The 16831-nt window shown below is 50.8% G+C and carries 23 protein-coding genes; 10 read left to right on the top strand and 13 right to left on the bottom strand.

What is annotated here, in order from left to right; translation table 11 throughout:
- Nucleotides 1-9: 9 nt before the first annotated feature.
- On the bottom strand, nucleotides 10-666 hold the full coding sequence (locus tag ACQE3Y_RS03105) for an epoxyqueuosine reductase QueH (protein ID WP_426972122.1): 657 nt from the start codon (nucleotides 664-666) through the stop codon (nucleotides 10-12).
- 153 nt (nucleotides 667-819) lie between these two features.
- Here ACQE3Y_RS03105 and ACQE3Y_RS03110 point away from each other — a divergent pair, with 153 nt between their 5' ends.
- Nucleotides 820-2232: a DNA cytosine methyltransferase gene (locus ACQE3Y_RS03110; RefSeq protein ID WP_426980847.1), complete on the top strand. Its 1413-nt coding sequence runs from the start codon at nucleotides 820-822 to the stop codon at nucleotides 2230-2232.
- A 59-nt stretch (nucleotides 2233-2291) separates the two neighbouring features.
- Here the strand turns inward: ACQE3Y_RS03110 and ACQE3Y_RS03115 are convergent, their stop codons facing one another.
- Nucleotides 2292-3014: a hypothetical protein gene (locus tag ACQE3Y_RS03115; protein WP_426972124.1), complete on the bottom strand. Its 723-nt coding sequence runs from the start codon at nucleotides 3012-3014 to the stop codon at nucleotides 2292-2294.
- 143 nt (nucleotides 3015-3157) lie between these two features.
- On the opposite strand from ACQE3Y_RS03115, the gene ACQE3Y_RS03120 reads away from it, so the two are divergent.
- Nucleotides 3158-3682 (top strand): very short patch repair endonuclease, encoded by a 525-nt coding sequence (locus tag ACQE3Y_RS03120; RefSeq protein ID WP_426972125.1) that lies wholly within the window; start codon nucleotides 3158-3160, stop codon nucleotides 3680-3682.
- A 10-nt stretch (nucleotides 3683-3692) separates the two neighbouring features.
- Here ACQE3Y_RS03120 and ACQE3Y_RS03125 read toward each other — a convergent pair whose 3' ends face one another.
- Nucleotides 3693-4160, bottom strand: a complete 468-nt coding sequence (locus ACQE3Y_RS03125; RefSeq protein ID WP_426980849.1) for a hypothetical protein — start codon at nucleotides 4158-4160, stop codon at nucleotides 3693-3695.
- Between the two features lie 8 nt (nucleotides 4161-4168).
- Nucleotides 4169-4630: a hypothetical protein gene (locus tag ACQE3Y_RS03130; RefSeq protein WP_426980851.1), complete on the bottom strand. Its 462-nt coding sequence runs from the start codon at nucleotides 4628-4630 to the stop codon at nucleotides 4169-4171.
- Between the two features lie 356 nt (nucleotides 4631-4986).
- Here ACQE3Y_RS03130 and ACQE3Y_RS03135 point away from each other — a divergent pair, with 356 nt between their 5' ends.
- The 6 genes from ACQE3Y_RS03135 to ACQE3Y_RS03160 all read left to right on the top strand — a co-directional run bounded on the left by ACQE3Y_RS03135 (nucleotide 4987) and on the right by ACQE3Y_RS03160 (nucleotide 7901).
- A complete protein-coding gene (locus tag ACQE3Y_RS03135) occupies nucleotides 4987-5256 on the top strand; it encodes a hypothetical protein (protein WP_085071279.1) in 270 nt (89 codons plus the stop codon).
- A gap of 14 nt (nucleotides 5257-5270) precedes the next feature.
- Nucleotides 5271-6173: a DUF808 family protein gene (locus ACQE3Y_RS03140; RefSeq protein ID WP_426972127.1), complete on the top strand. Its 903-nt coding sequence runs from the start codon at nucleotides 5271-5273 to the stop codon at nucleotides 6171-6173.
- A 38-nt stretch (nucleotides 6174-6211) separates the two neighbouring features.
- Nucleotides 6212-6343 (top strand): hypothetical protein, encoded by a 132-nt coding sequence (locus ACQE3Y_RS03145; RefSeq protein ID WP_276308276.1) that lies wholly within the window; start codon nucleotides 6212-6214, stop codon nucleotides 6341-6343.
- Between the two features lie 221 nt (nucleotides 6344-6564).
- Nucleotides 6565-6744 (top strand): YodC family protein, encoded by a 180-nt coding sequence (locus tag ACQE3Y_RS03150; protein WP_250650230.1) that lies wholly within the window; start codon nucleotides 6565-6567, stop codon nucleotides 6742-6744.
- A 110-nt stretch (nucleotides 6745-6854) separates the two neighbouring features.
- The gene (locus tag ACQE3Y_RS03155; protein ID WP_426972129.1) at nucleotides 6855-7532 is read left to right on the top strand and encodes a LexA family protein; all 678 of its coding nucleotides are present in this window, start codon (nucleotides 6855-6857) and stop codon (nucleotides 7530-7532) included.
- A 93-nt stretch (nucleotides 7533-7625) separates the two neighbouring features.
- Nucleotides 7626-7901 carry a hypothetical protein gene (locus ACQE3Y_RS03160; protein ID WP_250650228.1) on the top strand — a complete coding sequence of 92 codons (276 nt, stop codon included), beginning with the start codon at nucleotides 7626-7628 and terminating at the stop codon, nucleotides 7899-7901.
- A gap of 69 nt (nucleotides 7902-7970) precedes the next feature.
- Here ACQE3Y_RS03160 and ACQE3Y_RS03165 read toward each other — a convergent pair whose 3' ends face one another.
- The 3 genes from ACQE3Y_RS03165 to ACQE3Y_RS03175 form a co-directional block, all read right to left on the bottom strand.
- The gene (locus tag ACQE3Y_RS03165) at nucleotides 7971-9191 is read right to left on the bottom strand and encodes a glycosyl transferase (protein ID WP_085071284.1); all 1221 of its coding nucleotides are present in this window, start codon (nucleotides 9189-9191) and stop codon (nucleotides 7971-7973) included.
- A 44-nt stretch (nucleotides 9192-9235) separates the two neighbouring features.
- Complete coding sequence (locus ACQE3Y_RS03170) at nucleotides 9236-10042, bottom strand: mannosyl-3-phosphoglycerate phosphatase-related protein (protein ID WP_426980852.1); 807 nt, start codon at nucleotides 10040-10042, stop codon at nucleotides 9236-9238.
- 372 nt (nucleotides 10043-10414) lie between these two features.
- Entirely contained in the window at nucleotides 10415-10633 is a 219-nt protein-coding gene (locus tag ACQE3Y_RS03175; protein WP_426972132.1) for a hypothetical protein, read from the bottom strand.
- Nucleotides 10634-10973: 340 nt separating this feature from the next.
- Here ACQE3Y_RS03175 and ACQE3Y_RS03180 point away from each other — a divergent pair, with 340 nt between their 5' ends.
- Complete coding sequence (locus ACQE3Y_RS03180; RefSeq protein ID WP_085071287.1) at nucleotides 10974-11132, top strand: YqaE/Pmp3 family membrane protein; 159 nt, start codon at nucleotides 10974-10976, stop codon at nucleotides 11130-11132.
- A gap of 54 nt (nucleotides 11133-11186) precedes the next feature.
- Nucleotides 11187-11384 (top strand): protein DsrB, encoded by a 198-nt coding sequence (dsrB, locus tag ACQE3Y_RS03185; protein ID WP_085071288.1) that lies wholly within the window; start codon nucleotides 11187-11189, stop codon nucleotides 11382-11384.
- 67 nt (nucleotides 11385-11451) lie between these two features.
- Here the strand turns inward: dsrB and ACQE3Y_RS03190 are convergent, their stop codons facing one another.
- The 6 genes from ACQE3Y_RS03190 to fliO form a co-directional block, all read right to left on the bottom strand.
- Nucleotides 11452-13152, bottom strand: coding sequence for a methyl-accepting chemotaxis protein (locus tag ACQE3Y_RS03190; protein ID WP_426980853.1), 1701 nt, complete (start codon nucleotides 13150-13152; stop codon nucleotides 11452-11454).
- A gap of 144 nt (nucleotides 13153-13296) precedes the next feature.
- Nucleotides 13297-13932, bottom strand: a complete 636-nt coding sequence (gene rcsA / locus ACQE3Y_RS03195) for a transcriptional regulator RcsA (protein ID WP_085071290.1) — start codon at nucleotides 13930-13932, stop codon at nucleotides 13297-13299.
- A gap of 649 nt (nucleotides 13933-14581) precedes the next feature.
- Entirely contained in the window at nucleotides 14582-15367 is a 786-nt protein-coding gene (gene fliR / locus ACQE3Y_RS03200) for a flagellar biosynthetic protein FliR (RefSeq protein WP_426972136.1), read from the bottom strand.
- 42 nt (nucleotides 15368-15409) lie between these two features.
- Complete coding sequence (fliQ, locus tag ACQE3Y_RS03205; protein ID WP_085071293.1) at nucleotides 15410-15679, bottom strand: flagellar biosynthesis protein FliQ; 270 nt, start codon at nucleotides 15677-15679, stop codon at nucleotides 15410-15412.
- Nucleotides 15680-15693: 14 nt separating this feature from the next.
- On the bottom strand, nucleotides 15694-16425 hold the full coding sequence (fliP, locus tag ACQE3Y_RS03210; protein ID WP_250652739.1) for a flagellar type III secretion system pore protein FliP: 732 nt from the start codon (nucleotides 16423-16425) through the stop codon (nucleotides 15694-15696).
- On the bottom strand, nucleotides 16425-16829 hold the full coding sequence (fliO, locus tag ACQE3Y_RS03215; protein WP_250650225.1) for a flagellar biosynthetic protein FliO: 405 nt from the start codon (nucleotides 16827-16829) through the stop codon (nucleotides 16425-16427). Before fliO ends, fliP begins: the two co-directional genes overlap by 1 nt.
- Between the last annotated feature and the right edge of the window lie 2 nt (nucleotides 16830-16831).

Consider the following 16831-nt stretch of genomic DNA (forward strand, 5'->3'; position numbering starts at 1 on the left):
AGCGCGGCGTTAGCTTTCATCATCACCGTAATAGACCACGCCCAGCTTGATTAATGGACGGCCCTGCGATTTACGATGCAAATTGCTGTCGCGCAGCGAGTAAACGCAGCCGCAATATTCCTGCTGATAAAAACGTTCGCGCTTGCTGATTTCTATCATTCGCGCCGAGCCGCCTTTTTTACGCCAGTTGTAGTCCCAGTAAGTCATACCCTGATAAGGGGCCGCCGCACGCTCTCCGCAGTCGTTGATTTGCTGCATATTCTTCCAGCGGGAAATGCCCAATGAGCTGGAAATGACCGGGAAGCCATGCTCCCAGGCATACAGCGCGGTGCGTTCAAAACGCATATCAAAGCACATGGTGCAGCGCACACCACGTTCCGGCTCCCATTCCATGCCTTTGGCACGCTCAAACCAGTTATCGGTGTCGTAATCGGCATCGACAAAAGGCACGCCATGTTTTTCCGCAAAGCGGATATTTTCCTCTTTGCGCAGCAGATACTCTTTCTGCGGATGAATATTGGGATTGTAAAAGAAAATGGTGTAATCGATGCCGGAAGCGTGTAGCGCTTCCATCACTTCGCCGGAGCAGGGCGCGCAGCAGGAGTGTAATAAAAGCTTGTTAGCGCCGTTGGGTAATGACAGCTGCGGTCGTTCAGTTTCGCTCATTTCAGCTCTCCTGATGTTTTATTGCGGCCAGTTTAGGGGCCGGGCGCTGTGTTGTCACCCCGAAGGGGTTTAAAAAGCAATAATGCTAATCAATGGAGCGCTGGGTCAAACAGGTGATACACTTGCGGCACTTTTTCCCAAAACAGCAGAGTTATGAGCGAATTTGACCAGGTAGCGCTTCAGCTGGCTCAGCAGGCGCAGGCCGACGAACAGCAGAAACGGATGGAAGATAGTCAGTTGCTGCTGCAGGTGCTGGAGGTTTACGATCGAAAAACCGTAGCGACCTGTCTGCGTCAGCTAAATCAACATGAATGGACGCGCGAATCGCTCAGCCGCTGGCTGGCTGGTAAGAGCAGCCAGCGTGCGCTTACTGCGGCAGAAGTGGCTCTGTTGCAGCAGATGCTGCCAGCGCCGCCTGCGCATCATCCCAACTACGCGTTTCGTTTTATCGATCTGTTTGCCGGTATCGGCGGCATTCGCAGCGGCTTTGAAGCCATTGGCGGGCAGTGCGTATTTACCAGCGAGTGGAATAAACATGCGGTGCGCACCTATAAAGCCAACTGGTATTGCGATGAACAGCAGCATCGCTTTAATCAGGATATTCGGGATGTCACGCTAAGCCAGCACGCCGATGTTGATGAGCAAACGGCGTGGGAGCATATCAATCAGCAGATCCCCGATCATGACGTGCTGCTGGCGGGTTTTCCCTGTCAGCCGTTTTCGCTGGCGGGCGTATCAAAGAAAAATGCTCTGGGACGTGCGCACGGCTTTGCCTGTGAGGCTCAGGGCACGCTGTTTTTCGACGTTGCGCGCATTATCGCCGCCAAAAAGCCGGCGATTTTCGTGCTGGAAAATGTGAAAAACCTGAAAAGCCATGACCAGGGCAAAACTTTCCGCATCATTATGCAGACGCTGGATGAGCTGGGTTATGAGGTAGCGGATGCCGACGCGCCGCCGGGGCCGGACCCGAAAATTATCGATGGTCAGCATTTTCTGCCGCAGCACCGTGAACGTATCGTGCTGGTGGGCTTTCGCCGTGAGCTGGGATTAAAGCCGGGCTTCACCCTGCGCGATATTTCCCGTTTTTGGCCGCAGCAGCGGCGTACGCTGGCAGAGCTGCTGGAGCCGCAGGTAGATGAGAAATATATTCTGACGCCGACGCTGTGGAAATATCTCTATAACTACGCGCGCAAACATCAGGCGAAGGGCAACGGTTTCGGCTTTGGCCTGTTCGATCCCGCCAGTACGCAGGGTGTGGTGCGTACGCTTTCGGCACGCTATTACAAAGATGGCTCGGAAATTCTTATCGATCGCGGCTGGGATCGCGCGCTTGGCGAAAAAGAGTTTGATAACCCGGAGAACCAGCAGCGTCGTCCACGGCGTCTGACGCCGCGCGAGTGCGCACGCCTCATGGGTTTTGAAACGCCCGGCGGCAAGAAATTCCGTATTCCGGTATCGGATACTCAAGCCTATCGTCAGTTTGGTAATTCAGTTATCGTGCCGGTGTTCGCAGCGGTAGCAAAACTGCTGCAGCCGTGGATAGCGGAAGCGGTCAGTAAACGCTGACGCAAGCCGCGGATGCCTGCTAAAGCGCCTGCCGCTGGAGCAGGCGGGCGGCTGCTGGCTTAGCCCGGTAACAGCTCATAGCTGATACGCACGCCGTTTTTTACCTTGATTTTACGCAGCGTCAGCTCACCAATCGCTCCGCTATGGGGAACGTGCGTGCCGCCACAGGCAAAAGGACGATAGTTGCCAATGGTTACGATGCGGATCTGCGGCTGCTGGGGGATTTTTTCCGCCAGTTCCGGACGCAGGGTGGCGATATCGTTAAAGCTGCTTTCAGTAACAGCGATCGGCAAAGCGGCGGCCAGCGCTGCGTTTATCTGTTGCTGCGCCTGCTGTAAAAAAGTTTGCGCATCCTGATGCAGTTCTCCCTGAAATTCAACGTAAGCGCCGGGTAAAAAGTGATGGCCTTTATCGGGAATTAAATCGGGCTGCATTGTTTCAACCACGTGGGAAATGAGATGACCTGCGCTGTGCGAACGCGAAGCCAGTAGGCGAAATTCAGCATCAATAGCCAGCGTTACCGATTCACCCGCTCTCGGCGCGCCAGGTAGTGCCGCAATATAATGACGCACGCTGCCGTCACGCATCAGCGCCAACGGTGAATCATACGATTGCCCGCCCAATGTCAGCGTGCCGCGATCGGACATTTGTCCGCCGCCCTGCGGATAAAATGGCGTGCGGTCGGTCGCGAGCCAGGTACCTTTTTCATCTGTTCCCCAGGCGATAAGCTGCGCTTCGCAACGTGTGGCTGCAGGTTCGGTACGATAAAGCAGGTCAGTCATGAAAGCTCCCGATAATCAGCTATGAAGAATATATCTTGCCATTTCGCATGTATGCTGGCTTGTAAATTATTGCAGTACGCAGGCGGTTTGCTGGTTTTTGCCATCGGCGCATACACTGTTTATAAAGCAAAAAGGAGAACATTATGGCTGATGTGCATTCGGCTGCTGTGCGCAGCAAGAATATGCGCGCAATCCGCACGCGTGATACTGCTATTGAACAACGTCTGGGCGCATTGCTGACGGATCGCGGTTTTCAGTTTCGTGTACAGGATAAAAATCTGGCCGGGCGGCCCGATTTTGTGCTGGATGAGGCGCGAGCGATAATTTTTGTGCATGGCTGCTTCTGGCACCATCATCACTGTTATCTTTTCAAGGTGCCCTCTACCCGCACCGCTTTCTGGATGGGGAAAATCGGCAGTAATGTCGAGCGTGACCGACGCCATATTGCGCAATTAACGCAGCAGCAGTGGAAGGTGTTAGTGGTATGGGAATGCGCGCTGCGCGGAAAGCTAAAACTGGATGATGAGGCGATGGTGAGTCGCCTTGAAGAGTGGATCCTGGCCAGCGACAGCAATGCCGCGATCGATCATCAGGGAATGCATCCGCTGATGCTGGCAGCTGGGCCGGATCGTGCTGCGCCTGGCTTTCCAGCGCCGGGGGCAAGCTAAAGCCAGAGGTTTACTGAGCGTTCTGGGAGACGGTAATCTTAATTTCTTCCATACTGGCGGCAGTTTGCTGCAAAGAGGCGGCTTGTGACTCGGTGCGCGAGGTCAAATCATCATTTCCGACCGCGATATTATTTGTGTTTTGCTCGATATGGGCAGCAGAACGTTGCACCGATGAGATCATAGCGATCAAAGCATTTTTCATCTTATTCATTTCGGCGAAAAGCAACCCGAACTCATTTTTGTCTTCACAGGGAACAGGCATCAGCAAGTTACCCTTGCCGATCTCAGCAAATATGAGCGATGACTGATGCAGTTTATAGAGAAGGTTATTTCTTACCCAGCGCCACGTTGTCACAGAGATAATAATGATGACAATAAACACGGCGCTTGAAAAAATCACAATTTTATTTTTATATTCACGCGCCAGGCTGGCGTACAGTTTGTTTTCTTCCTCCTCTTGCAGTAGGACATTATTCACATGTTCGCTTAAATCGGCCAGTATACTGGAAGTGGAAGTAGTGCTGCTGCTGCCATCAAGAAGCTGCTGCCATCAAGAAGCTGCTGCAACAAGGAACTATAGCTCCTCACCAGTTCGTGAGTAAATTTGATAATCTCTTCCACATCCTGATCCTGCCTGAACGCTTCCAATTTTTTCACCGCAGTTTTGATATCTTTAATCCGGCGTTTAGAGGAGTCAACGTAGCGCTGCGTCAATGGATCTTTACGCCATATATCCGCATCCAGCGCATTTATATCAGCACGCGTCATGGCAATTTTATATCTGATTTCATTCAGAATCAGATATTTTTGGCTGGAGACTTTCGACTGTTCAAAGTTATATTCGGAACTTAATCCGATATTAATGACGTAAGCGATAAAAAAAGTAATAACAATAAAATTAAGCATTATTAAACTGTTCGCGGCGGTCACAATCCTGATGTTGCGCATAAAATTCCTTGTCCATTTTATTTTGTTATTAATAGAATCGGTATAAACAAAAAAACTAAAAAAATATAAAGTGCTGTAATGTTGAATTATTTAGCCAGCGGCCAGAAAGCACCCGGTTGATAATCAGGTTCCGTAAGCAAACCTGTCAAATAGAGATTATGCTCATTTCAGTGATCATTGCCGCTAAGGGCTAACCCCGTTCTAAGAGGCTCCGCAGTCAGTGGCAGCGCCTTAGATCGGGCGCTATTTTTTAAGCAATCATTATCAGGGCCTAAAGTGATCTGGCGCAAAGTTTGCCAAAACAGGCCATAATTGGTTAGATCGTTGTTTTAGCCTAACCGGTCCGGGAGGACAGTATGTCCAGCATTAAACTTACGGTACGGCGACTCTATAAGCTGCAAGGAGAGCGCATGGTTAATACGCGCGCAACGGCGCGCGTTTATGTTGGGGAAACCCTGGTCGCCACGGAAGAGATTACTGGCATGACGGAAAGTTCGGTCAGCAAATATTTGCACCACCAGGCCGGTAATGGACCGTTACGCGTTGAGTGGGACTGTGAAGGCATTGCCGATATGGCGGTCAGCGAGATACAGGCTTGTCCCTGTTGTCAGCATAATGAACTGTAAAAAAGGAAACTAACTTGGCTGGAACTAGCTTACTGACACTGCTTGATGACATCGCTACTTTACTTGATGACATTTCCATCATGGGAAAAGTCGCGATGAAAAAAACGGCTGGCGTATTGGGTGACGACTTATCCCTTAACGCGCAGCAGGTTACCGGGATAAACGCAAACCGGGAACTACCGGTGGTGTGGGGCGTGGCGAAAGGCTCGTTCCTTAATAAGCTGATCCTGGTGCCGTTGGCGCTGGTTATCAGTGCCTTTGCGCCCTGGGCAATCACGCCGCTGTTAATGATCGGCGGAGCTTACCTCTGTTACGAAGGTGTGGAAAAAGTGATGCACACCCTGCAGCATGATAAAAATGCTGAAACGCCCGAGGCGCGACAGCTGCGGCTGCAGAAACTGATAGAGCAGGATCCTGCCGGTTATGAGAAAAAGAAGATCAAAGGCGCGGTGCGCACTGATTTTATTCTCTCCGCAGAGATTGTAGCCATCACCCTGGGCATTGTTTCCGCCGCACCGCTGCTGAATCAGATTCTGGTCTTATCCGGTATCGCCATTTTGGTTACCGTCGGCGTGTATGGTCTTGTGGCCGCTATCGTGAAGCTGGACGATCTTGGCTTCTGGCTACGCGATAAATCTTCAGCGGTAGCGCAGGCGGCGGGGAAAACGCTGCTGGTGCTGGCACCCTGGTTGATGAAGGTGCTTTCTGTGGTTGGCACCCTGGCGATGTTCCTGGTGGGCGGCGGTATTGTCGTGCATGGTATTCCGGTGCTGCACCATATGATCACTCACTTCAGCGAAGGTTTTCATGGTGTGATTACCGTACTGCTGGAAAACGGCGCTAACCTGGTGATCGGCTTTATTATTGGTTCGATTGTGCTGTTAGCGGTAAATCTGATTGCGAAGCTGCGCGCTTAAGGTATAAAGAGCGCGAAATTGATTAACGGGAGCAGGCCATGAACGACGATATGTTTGAATTTGATATTGATGCTCAGCTGGAAGAGGCGCAGGCTAACGCTGAAAAGAAAGCCAGCGAAGTGCCGACTGAGCTGAATGATGAAGCTGATTGCGAAGGCTGCAAAATCTAATCATCAATGCTTCTCGGCAATATGTTAAAAACGGACAGCTGTCCGTTTTTTTTTGTCTTCGGTGCAGATGAAACCAGGGTTAACTTGCCTGTTTTATTTTTTGCTGATATTTCGCCAACTTCCGTACGTCATGATGCTTTTTAGGACGGCGCGGCAGGAAATTTTCAGTGGGGCTGCTATACATAATGGGTGCTTTTTCACCAAACTAAGGAGGCCGCATTATGTTTATCAGCGTCAGTGATGAAGTGAAGCATAAAGAGGATGGTCAAACCATGATCGTCACCGGCATTGCCAGCGGAATGGTGGAATGTCGCTGGTATGACGGTTACAGCGTAAGACGCGAAGCATTTCATGAAGAAGAACTGTTCCCGGTTAATTCTGCCCGCCAGCTTGCCAGCTAAATCCTTTCTCTTCTCCCGCCAGCCTTGACTGGCGGGATGAGCTTTTGTACATTTGGTTCATTATGTATCTTTTTTAGCGCAATATTGCGTTTTGATGAACCAGGTGAACTATGTCAGAAGAAACTCTTCGTCACGCTTTTTCCGCAAGGCTTATTGAAGCCTGTAATCGTAAAGGACTGGAAGCGCACGGGCGCGGCGTCACTCTGGCGCGTGTCCTGTCGGTAACGCCGCGTGCCGTTGGGAAATGGCTGAACGGCGAGGCGATGCCGCGCGATGGTAAAATGCAGGCGCTGGCGGACTATCTGGACGTAAGCCGCGAGTGGCTGCACTTGGGCACCACGGCGCTTGATAATAACGTGCGTGCGGTTGCGCAGGTGCCCGCCTATAACAGCTATCCACTGATAAGCTGGGTCAGCGCCGGGCTCTGGAGCGAGGCGGTAGAACCCTGGTCACGGGCGGAAATCGATCGCTGGCCAGCCACTACGCGTCACGTCAGCGAAAACAGCTTCTGGCTGGAAGTTAAAGGCGATTCAATGACCTCGCCGGTGGGGCTGAGTATTCCGGAAGGAATGATGATTCTGGTCGATCCTGATATTCCCGCCACCTCCGGGAAACTGGTGGTGGCGCGCTTAATCAATGCTAATGAAGCTACCTTTAAACGCTATATCGAAGATGGCGGGCGTAAGTATCTTAAGCCGCTAAATCCAGAGTATAAAATGCAGGAAATTCATGATGATTGCCGCATTATCGGCGTGGTTGTCGAAGCAAAATGGGAAAATTTAGCTTAAGCGATTCAGTTAACAAAGTGAACTAGTTGTTCTTGTATCAAGTGTACTTTTGGTTCATTATCTCACTATCCTTTTATCGTCGGGAGAAGAGGAATGGATTTGATAATGAATGGCATCTTGTTGCTGTTGGGCGTGGTTAAAGGCTCTATCAGTAAGCTAACGCTTCAGGAATGGGGCTATCTGGTTGGCATCGTTTTTACTATGTTGCGTGGCATCATGATCTGGCGTGACAACCGTAACGAGCAGCGGCGACGTACTGAAATTTTTGAACGCTATGTCAGCCAACTGGCGCAACAAGGCGTGCGTCAGGCCTGGAAAAAATTGCGGCACCTGGAGAGCCGACCGCCGTCAGAAACGCCTAAAGAGTAAGCGCCTGCTATGCGATAGCAGGCGTCAACGGGCAGAGCAGGGCGGTTTATACCGCTTCTGCTGCTGAGGTTAAACGTGACCTTCGTTATCTTCTTCGACCGCCTGATAAATACGCTGCAAAATATCAGGGAAGGCAGACTGCACACGGCTCCAGCTGGGAATAAAAGGCTTATCGTTAGGGCGCTCCATAAAGGCCTGACCTGCCTCCAGAATCGCCTGAGTAAACATCTCCACCGCTGCCTCTTCGCTGTGCTGATCGAAATGCAGTCCGTTCATGGTCGCTTCATGGCTGTAGATTTCCATCATGTCCAGCGCATTACGATAGTAGGTTGCTTTCAGCACCCGGAAAGAGTCGCTGGTCAGGCTTACGCCCATTGTGGCCAGCTTGCGCAGCAGCGACTGCACAATATCATTGCTCATACGACGCAGGCCGCCGGTGCCATCTTCTTCTGAAAGCGGCTGATGCTTGTGATCGTAATTATGTGCGATTTCCGCCTGACAGCTTTGGCGGGTGGTATAGTTCCGATAGATCTCTGACAGCACCCCTATCTCCAGCCCCCAGTCGCCGGGAATTTTTATATTATTCAGTACATGGGTACGCATCGCGAATTCGCCGGAGAGCGGATAACGGAAGCTGCTGAGATATTCCAGATACTCAGAATGACCATAAACCTGCTGCAACGAGCGCAGCAGCGGTCCTACCAGCAGCCGGCCCACGCGCCCGTTCAGCTTATTGTTAGCCACGCGCGCGTAAAAGCCTTTGCAGAACTCATACTGAAACGCCGGATTAGCCAGCGGATAGAGCAAACGAGCCAGCATGCCGCGCTCATAGGTCACAATATCGCAATCATGCAGCGCTACGCAGCTGCTGCGATCGGAGGCGAGCGTATAGCCGGTACAGAACCAGACGTTGCGTCCTTTACCCGGCTCGGTGGGAGACAATCCCTCTTTGTCCAGCTCGGCATCCAGCGCTTTCAGACGCGGGCCGTCGTTCCATAAAATACGGTGGCGCTGGGGCAGGCGGGAAAAAAATTCACGCGCAAACAGAAACTGATCGCGATCGGCGCGATCAAGCCCAATAACAATCTCCTCCAGATAGGGCACCTTCGCCAGTTCATCAACAATATGGTTAAGGGCCGGTCCTTCCAGTTCAGAAAACAGGGAGGGTAAAATCAAGCCCATTTTGCGTTTACGCGCAAACTGCACCATCTCTTTTTCCAGTGACTCAGTAGAGCGACCGGTCAGATTATGAAAATTTGTAATAACGCCATTCTGGAAAAAATCACTCATATCGAGTCCCCATAAAGCAATCAGGCGAAAATGCCACGATTGGGTTATTCCTGCGCGATAAAATAGTCCAGACCTTCACTCCAGCCAGTCGGGCCATATTCCGTGGTTTGGTAGACGTGACGCTCATCCTGGCGCGTTAGTTCAACCGGAAATTTGCTATAACCTTTGATCACGACCGCATAGTCAACGCTGTCCAGCATTGGCGCATCGTTAGGGCCGTCGCCAAGGCCGACGGTAATAAAGCGTTTACCGCCCGCCGTGGTCATATTTTGCAGCAGCCAGCGCAGCGCTTCGCCCTTGCCGCTGCCTTTTGGCATTACATGCCAGAAACGTCCCCCCTGTACCAGCATCAGCGACTCCTGCTCCAGCTGCTGCCGAAAAAGCGCAAACTGTTCATCCGTATCGCGCCACACCAGCGCTTCCGATGCCTCACGCATGCGCGCCAGAGCGACGTTTGCCACGGACAAGCCGGTAATATTTACCAGCTCTTTTTCGGTAAATTCACTAAAGCCGGTGAAACGAAACTGGTGCTGCTGTTGCAGACGACGCAGACACTCACAGATTTCGTCATAGTTTTTACCAGCGTGATGGCGCACCATTTCGCCCTGCGCATTATCGTTCTGTACCAGCGCGCCGTTTTCAGCAATAAAAGGCGCACCGGGAAAACCCAGCTCTTGCTGTAGCGGAATAACCTCTGCAGCCGTTTTACTGGTACATATCACCAGCGGAATATGCTGCTGTTTTAGCAGAGTTAGCCAACGTTCTGCTGGCTCCCAGCTGTAGGTGTGATGATCTAACAGAGAACCATCCAGGTCAGTGATGATCATTAACGGGTCGTGCAGATGCGGCATGCTTAAATCCTCATGATAACGGAGGCCAGCTCCGATAAATGCTGATGCCTAAGTATAACGACAGATGTTAATTATGATGGGTGATTAGCGTAAAAGGCGGGTGAACTCTCTGCTCGGATAATTCTGTAAAAAAAAGGAATTGTGGCACATCCGACTGTAGCAAAAAAGGGAGTAAAACAGAGATAAGCTGGCGATATCTAAGCGCTAACTTGTCGACAATAAACCACTGACACCCCCTTTAACGGCTAAATAAGATTTGTCTTAAGGAAAAAATATCGTAATCTGTAGCCGTTAAGGAATTACCTGGTGTAACGAATTTCATTGACGGTTCTGTCATCCCGGCCTCATAGAGGTCGGGATTTTTTTTGCCGCTTAACGATTAACTTCGCTAACCGAGCAGTCATGAATATCAAATTCAAACGATTGCAAGATCTGTGGGCCAAAGCCATAACCTGCAGACATATTTTGCTGTTGCGCCAGATCCCATTCGCTGTGGATATCCATTTTATCGCAAAGCCAGCCACTCTCCTGCACGGAAGAGGATGCGGGGTAAGTCATTCCCCTGACGCTACGCGGTTCATGGTTGTTCATGATGGTCTCCGGCAAACATATGGCCAGATAAGTATAGGCAAAGAGCAGGCAGGAAATGAGAGAACGCTCGCAGGTTGGTATAACCAGGAAATAACTTAAAAAAAAGCCCGCGCTGCGCGGGCAAAATCCTTGTTACTTTTAGGTTGACTGCGCCTATGGGGTTGGTGCAGTAAAAACAGTGTAGATAGAACCTCTGTCAGAAGTCTCGCGGTGAAACGTTAAGAAAGCGAAAATTTTGAGGGGTTATTTTCTGTTGCGTGCATTTACGCAGCCTTACAGGCAACAAATAACAATCCTGCTACACTTAACCGCGGGAAAAATGAAGAAAACAGGAGACGTTATGGACTTATTGCGCATTATTATTGCTATTTTGTTACCGCCGCTGGGCGTATTTTTACAGGTAGGTTTTGGCGGCGCGTTCTGGCTAAACATCATACTGACGCTGTTGGGTTATATTCCGGGTATTATTCATGCGGTCTGGGTCATTGCACGTCGTTAATTCGCCGTTTATGCTCCGCTATTAATGTAAAAGCCCAGGCAAGAGAGCATGAAGATGAAGGTAAACGATCGCGTCACGGTAAAAACCGATGGCGGCCCGCGTCGTCCAGGCACCATTCTGGCAGCGGAGGATTTTAATGAGGGCACCATGTATCTGGTGGCGCTGGAAGATTATCCGCTGGGTATCTGGTTTTTTAATGAAACTGACCATGACGAAGGCGTGTTCGTTGAGCCTCTGGCGGACAGTGAATAGATAAAAACCCACCTGCAGAGGTGGGTTTTTTACGTTTAGGCGACCCTCTTAAGTACCGCCGCTGCGATTAAAACTTTTCCCAGTTATCGTCAGAGGCCACAGCCACTGCCGGACGCAGCTTGACGGCGGTTGGCGCAGCCGGCGTAACGCTAACCGGAGCGCTGCTTTCCTGCTGTGACAGACGGAAGGTGGCGACGGCTTTTGTCAGACGAGCGGCCTGTTCTTCCAGCGAAACAGCAGCCGAAGAAGCCTCTTCGACCAGTGCGGCGTTCTGCTGGGTAACATTATCCATCTCGGTAACGGCCTGGCTAACTTGCTGGATACCGCGACTCTGCTCATCGGACGCGGCGGCAATTTCCGCCATAATATCGGTAACGCGACGTACCGCTTCCACAATATCGGTCATGGTAGAGCCAGCATGGCTGACCTGCGTAGAGCCCTGACCAATCAATTGCACCGATTCGGCGATCAGGCCATCAATCTCTTTAGCGGCCTGCGCGCTGCGCTGCGCAAGATTACGCACTTCGCTGGCAACCACCGCAAATCCACGCCCCTGCTCACCGGCCCGTGCCGCCTCAACTGCCGCATTCAGCGCCAGAATATTAGTCTGGAAAGCGATACTGTTAATAACATTGGTGATTTCAGCAATTTTCTTCGAGCTGCCGGAGATATTGTTCATGGTATTGATTACGCCGCTGACAATATCACCACCTTCGCGCGCTTTGCCGGAGGCATCGGCAGCGAGCTGACTGGCATGATGGGCGTTATCGGCGTTCTGTTTTACCGTGGCCGTTAGCTGTTCCATGCTGGCTGCCGTCTGTTCCAGAGCTGAAGCCTGTTGTTCGGTACGCGAGGAGAGATCGGTATTACCCGCAGAGATCTCCCCGGAACCCTGATAAATGGCTACGGCACCTTCACGTACCACACCCACGGTTTGCACCAGCGCCTGCTGCATCGCCTGGAGGTTCGCGCCCAGCATGCCGATTTCGCTGCGGCCCCAACTGCGGGCCGGGGCAGTAAGATCGCCTGCGGCGATGCGTGCGATACGCTCACCCGCCTGCTGTAGCGGGTTAATTACTATGCGGCGCAAAAAGATAAAGGTCATCAGCGTCAGCACCAGCGCTGCGGCAAACGCCACGCCCATAATCACAAAGCCAAGGTGTGATTGCGTATCTGCCTGCTGATTAATTGCCTCGGCGCGCGCGGTACGAATATTGATAGCTTTGAGTAATACCTGATTATATTGATCGTCGAGCTTGCGGGTTACGTCGGTTTCCTGAGCTATCACGCCTTCAAAGCTTCCCTGTTTGGCTGAATTCACCATCGGGAGTAGTCCCTTATTAAGGTAGGCGTTAAATTCCGTTTTTAGCGGCGCATCAAGCGCGCTGTCGGCTTCGCTTTTGAGCGGGCGGGCCAGATAGGTATCAAAGTTTTGCTGTGCCTGAGCAAGACGTTTTTCTACCGCCGTCAGAATAGATCGGAATTCATCCATTTCCCCAATACGCGCCGCAGCGCCCGCGTGAATCACCAGCAGCCTGGCAGTACGGAGATGGTTAGAGCTGTTAGATAAAGCCATACGAACCTGAATTTCCTGTGTTGCTTCGTCCAGCGAACGATTGCTTTGCAGCAAAAACCAGCCGGAAAGCGCAATGCACAGGGCAAACAGCAGTAAAATACCGCTAAAAATTGCTGTAAACAGGGGAACCAAACGTAGATGTTGCCAAAAGCTGACCCGTTCTTGGGCCTCATCAGGGGAGGTGTTCTTCATATCCTTTTGCTCTCTGTAGGTAAGGTTGGCGATGTCGAAGCTGTCATAAGCATCGGCAACCCGGGCAAAAGGCTTAGCGGGATAAATGAGAGGCGTGTCGCAAAATGCAAAAGCATGATGGCCGGCAAAAGCCGGCCATCATGCTTATCTTACATTCACATAGATACCGGACGTCACGTTGTCCGTCAGACGCACTACATGATAAATAACCTGTTTATTATGCGTTTTGATTTTACGCTTAATGTTACCTTTGTGGGATGAAACCGTCTTGGCTTTAATTTGCATCTTGTCAGAGATTTGAATGGTATCGTGCCCGGACATCCACATTTTAAGCATATTTGATTCGGTCTGGCTGAGCGTCAATGGATTCGCATCAATGCCAGCAGAGGCGCGCGTGTTGGCGCTAACCTTTTTCTGTAAATAGCTGCTTAATAACTTATCCAGCGTGGCGGACTTTACCGATTTTGATGTAATAATCAGGTTCTTACGAACGTAGAGGTATTCCTCAAAATGGATATTGGCAATCGCCATAAAGATTAAAAACAACGTATCAGGATGCTGCAGAATAATATTGCGAATACGCTCGCTAGAATCGGCTTCATGAATGAAGCATTCCTCGTTAATAAAGACAACGCCAGGTTTTAGCTGTTGGCATTTAATTTGTAGCTGCTCAATATCGTTAACGGATGAGATATTTTTCTTTTTAATCCCTTTTGTAGCCATGTAATCCATTAATCCCAGACGTGTGTAGCTGCATGAATCCATAATAATCGTTGGCATGATAGCGACCCTCACCAATTTGTTATCCGTTAAATCAACGATGAATACGCGTTTGCGGTACGGGAAAGATTTCTATTAACAATCTTGTAATTTTACTCAGCTGTGCTGAATCCGAAACGGAGCAGTGCCGAGGTCATCTTTCGTCCTTGTATCTACAGCAGATTTTGCGCAGGGCAGCATAAATGACTGCCTCTAAGCGCAGCAGAACGCAAACAGCATCTTGTCAAAATGACAAACTGCCCCGGTTGGCGTCTGATGCAACTTTTGAGAACGCTTACACTATCGCGCACAACTAAGATAATCCTGATAGGACAAATCTTAAAATGATTTGTTTCGCGAATGTGTGGCAAACTCGGGAGCCGAGACAATGCCGTAAAAATCCATTTTAGACAAGAAAAAAACGCAGAAAAATTTTTCCTTTCGAAAACATCCATTTGCGTATTCCGCCCAAGGCTGACCTGACATAAAACCCGTTGCGAAGTCCGTTTTAAAATACGCGATGCGTAATTTAATGCGAATAATTTTCATCGCTTTAAAGTATTTATCAGATTTTCCTTAGTGAAATTCTGGTAAAAATGGTTCGAAAAGTACGCAGAAACATTGTGTGTGCTTAAGTATTCATAAGCGTCAACTTAAGAGTTGTTGGAGATTAGTTTTGCGGCATTTCAGAAAGTATGTCAGAAAGTAAATCAAACACTTCACTAAACAGATGCTCACAAAAGGGGGCGAGGAGCGGCATAAGTATGCCAATTGTTAAAATTCCGATCGATAAGGTTATAGGAAAGCCAATAGCGAAAACGGATAGCTGAGGTGCAACACGATTTAACAAACCCAGGGCCAGGTTAATCGTGAGCAACAGAATGATAAGCGGTAGTGCCAGTCGCATACCGTTGAGAAAGATTAACCCGCCCGCTTTAGCAAGCGCCAGGAATGCATTGGCATTAAGTGGATCTCCACCAATCGGCAATGTATGAAAACTGTCCGCTAACAGCGAGATTAACCACAGATGCCCGTTGAAGGTGAGAAACAGCAGCATTGCCAGCATATCCAGGAAACGTGCCAGCACGGGCATATTCAGTCGACTGCCCGGATCAAAGAAGGTGGCGAATGAGAGCCCCATCTGTAATCCGATGAGTTCACCCGCCATGCGAACTGCGGCAAAAGCGAACTGCATGGTGAAACCCAAAGCGATGCCAATCAAAATTTGCTGAATTAATAGCCAAAAACCGTCTACCGAAAACAGCGTTACATTAGTTGGCGGCAACTGCGGTGCCAGAATCCAGGTAATCATGACCGCCAGACCTATTTTGACCTTTTTACTCACGGCGCGTTCACTGAAAATGGGCGCCGTACTGAACAGGGCCAGCAAACGCACCAGCGGCCAGAAAAACTGGCCGACCCAGAGCATCAGTTGGTTGCTGTCCAGCGTTAACATAGGTGTGATCTCTTAAAGGTCGGGCGGAGAAGAGCGGGTCGGTTAGCCGATCATATAGGGCAGGTTGCTGAACAGCGTGCGGATATAGTCCAACAACAGGTTTAGCATCCACGGGCCCGCCACTACTACGGTAGCGGCTACGGATAAAATTTTGGGGATAAAAGAGAGCGTCTGCTCGTTGACCTGGGTCGCCGCCTGCAACAGGCTAATAATCAGACCGCTGATCAGGGCAGCCAGCAGCAGCGGGGCCGCCACCATCAGGGCGATTTTCATTGCGTCGTGGCCAAGGACCATTACCGATTCTGGGGACATGATTGCTCCGGGTATCAGGAATAAAAGCTCTGCGCCAGCGACCCAACCAGCAACTGCCAGCCGTCAACCAACACAAATAACATCAGCTTAAATGGCAGGGCAATCGTTGCCGGCGGTACCATCATCATCCCCAGCGCCATTAATACGCTGGCAATGACCAAATCGATAATCAAAAAAGGAATAAACACCGTAAAGCCAATCTGGAAGGCGGTTTTCAGCTCGCTGGTAACATAAGCTGGCAGCAGAATACGCATTGGCACCGCTTCTGGCCCGACGATCGGCGCGGTGTTTGCCAGACGGGCAAACAGTGCGAGATCCGCTTCACGCGTCTGACGCAGCATAAACTCACGCAGCGGCTGTGCGCCTTTGTCTATCGCTACTTCCATCGAGATTTTGTTCTGACTGAACGGCAGGTAGGCGTCCTGATAAATCTTATCGAACACCGGCGCCATGATAAAAAAGGTCAGGAACAGCGACAGGCCCAGTAGCACCTGATTCGGTGGCGCAGAAGGCGTACCCAGCGCGTTACGCAGCAGGCCGAACACGATAATGATGCGCGTAAAGCTGGTCATCATCAGCAAAATGGCTGGCAAAAAAGTCAGCGAGGTAATAAAAACCAGCGTCTGCACTGGCAAAGACCAGCTCTGACCGCCATTCGGCAGCGGCTGAGTAACCAGACCAGGCAATTGAGCATGCACCTCCGGCGTTAACAACAGCAGCGGCAGGAGGGGAAGCAGACGACGAATCATTGTGGTTTTCCGGGACGTTTCACTAACGTCTGTAAAATCTGACGGAAGTCAGGTGCCGCCTGGGCGGGCGGCGCATCCTGTTGTTCGGGATCTTTAGGCGGTAGCGTATGCAGATGAGTAATCTGCTGCGCCGTCACGCCCAGCACCAGGCGGGCATCTTCTACTTCGACAATCACCACGCGCTCGCGCTGGCCAACCTGTACACTGGCGCTGATTTTCAGCGCCTGCGGGCCGCCAAGGCGTTTCGGCGTAAAGCCAAGACGCCGGGCCAGCCAGGCGAAGGCGAGGATCAGTAAGACGATCCCTGCCAGTACGCTGCTGACCTGCGTTAATGCCGAGCCGGTCGAAAAGGCGGGCTGTGGTGCTTGCTGAGTCGTTGCCTGCTGGGTGCTGTTGCTCATTA

It is taken from the genome of Pantoea sp. FN0305, assembly GCF_050113845.1.
In the GTDB taxonomy this organism is placed as follows: Bacteria; Pseudomonadota; Gammaproteobacteria; order Enterobacterales; family Enterobacteriaceae; genus Mixta; species Mixta alhagi.

What these genes read in the sequence shown, in the direction of transcription:
- ACQE3Y_RS03105 (WP_426972122.1), bottom strand. Translation starts at nt 666, where the DNA reads ATGAGCGAAACTGAACGACCGCAGCTGTCATTACCCAACGGCGCTAAC.
- ACQE3Y_RS03110 (WP_426980847.1), top strand. Translation starts at nt 820, where the DNA reads ATGAGCGAATTTGACCAGGTAGCGCTTCAGCTGGCTCAGCAGGCGCAG.
- ACQE3Y_RS03115 (WP_426972124.1), bottom strand. Translation starts at nt 3,014, where the DNA reads ATGACTGACCTGCTTTATCGTACCGAACCTGCAGCCACACGTTGCGAA.
- ACQE3Y_RS03120 (WP_426972125.1), top strand. Translation starts at nt 3,158, where the DNA reads ATGGCTGATGTGCATTCGGCTGCTGTGCGCAGCAAGAATATGCGCGCA.
- ACQE3Y_RS03130 (WP_426980851.1), bottom strand. Translation starts at nt 4,630, where the DNA reads ATGCGCAACATCAGGATTGTGACCGCCGCGAACAGTTTAATAATGCTT.
- ACQE3Y_RS03135 (WP_085071279.1), top strand. Translation starts at nt 4,987, where the DNA reads ATGTCCAGCATTAAACTTACGGTACGGCGACTCTATAAGCTGCAAGGA.
- ACQE3Y_RS03145 (WP_276308276.1), top strand. Translation starts at nt 6,212, where the DNA reads ATGAACGACGATATGTTTGAATTTGATATTGATGCTCAGCTGGAAGAG.
- ACQE3Y_RS03150 (WP_250650230.1), top strand. Translation starts at nt 6,565, where the DNA reads ATGTTTATCAGCGTCAGTGATGAAGTGAAGCATAAAGAGGATGGTCAA.
- ACQE3Y_RS03155 (WP_426972129.1), top strand. Translation starts at nt 6,855, where the DNA reads ATGTCAGAAGAAACTCTTCGTCACGCTTTTTCCGCAAGGCTTATTGAA.
- ACQE3Y_RS03160 (WP_250650228.1), top strand. Translation starts at nt 7,626, where the DNA reads ATGGATTTGATAATGAATGGCATCTTGTTGCTGTTGGGCGTGGTTAAA.
- ACQE3Y_RS03165 (WP_085071284.1), bottom strand. Translation starts at nt 9,191, where the DNA reads ATGAGTGATTTTTTCCAGAATGGCGTTATTACAAATTTTCATAATCTG.
- ACQE3Y_RS03170 (WP_426980852.1), bottom strand. Translation starts at nt 10,042, where the DNA reads ATGCCGCATCTGCACGACCCGTTAATGATCATCACTGACCTGGATGGT.
- ACQE3Y_RS03175 (WP_426972132.1), bottom strand. Translation starts at nt 10,633, where the DNA reads ATGAACAACCATGAACCGCGTAGCGTCAGGGGAATGACTTACCCCGCA.
- ACQE3Y_RS03180 (WP_085071287.1), top strand. Translation starts at nt 10,974, where the DNA reads ATGGACTTATTGCGCATTATTATTGCTATTTTGTTACCGCCGCTGGGC.
- dsrB (WP_085071288.1), top strand. Translation starts at nt 11,187, where the DNA reads ATGAAGGTAAACGATCGCGTCACGGTAAAAACCGATGGCGGCCCGCGT.
- ACQE3Y_RS03190 (WP_426980853.1), bottom strand. Translation starts at nt 13,152, where the DNA reads ATGAAGAACACCTCCCCTGATGAGGCCCAAGAACGGGTCAGCTTTTGG.
- rcsA (WP_085071290.1), bottom strand. Translation starts at nt 13,932, where the DNA reads ATGCCAACGATTATTATGGATTCATGCAGCTACACACGTCTGGGATTA.
- fliR (WP_426972136.1), bottom strand. Translation starts at nt 15,367, where the DNA reads ATGTTAACGCTGGACAGCAACCAACTGATGCTCTGGGTCGGCCAGTTT.
- fliQ (WP_085071293.1), bottom strand. Translation starts at nt 15,679, where the DNA reads ATGTCCCCAGAATCGGTAATGGTCCTTGGCCACGACGCAATGAAAATC.
- fliO (WP_250650225.1), bottom strand. Translation starts at nt 16,829, where the DNA reads ATGAGCAACAGCACCCAGCAGGCAACGACTCAGCAAGCACCACAGCCC.